1 protein-coding gene is annotated in these 432 nt (G+C 35.9%); it reads left to right on the top strand.

The annotated features are described in order from the left end of the window. Positions 1–56: 56 nt before the first annotated feature. On the top strand, positions 57–432 hold a 376-nt coding region (locus HC175_RS18980), incomplete at its 3' end, for an oligosaccharide flippase family protein (RefSeq protein ID WP_235942686.1).

The following is a 432-nucleotide window of genomic DNA, read 5'->3' as shown; positions in this document are numbered from 1 at the left end:
CATCGGGGACTATTAGTAGTATTCTTCAGCAGGTAACTTTTCCAATTCTTGCTTCTTTGCAGGATGACAAACATAGAATGGTCTCTGCATACAGGCGTCTCATAAAAATGTCTTCTTTTTTTATTTTTCCTTCAATGACTCTTTTGGCCTTACTGTCAGAACCCATTATAATTTTATTACTCGGGGAAAAATGGAGGCCTGTTATTGTTCTCCTTCAATGGATGTGTTTTGCCAGAGTCTTCTATCCGATTTCGACCATGAATATGAATATACTCAACGCGTCAGGAAGGTCTGACTTATTCCTAAAAATAGACTTATCTAAATTGCCTCTGTTAATAATATCCCTAATTATTACGGTACCGATAGGTGTTGAAGCAATAGTAATAGGCCATGTTGTTACATCCTTTTTATCTTTTTTTATTAATGCTTACC

It is taken from the genome of Salinimicrobium oceani (assembly GCF_012037645.1).
This window is presented reverse-complemented; position numbering and strand designations above follow the sequence as displayed.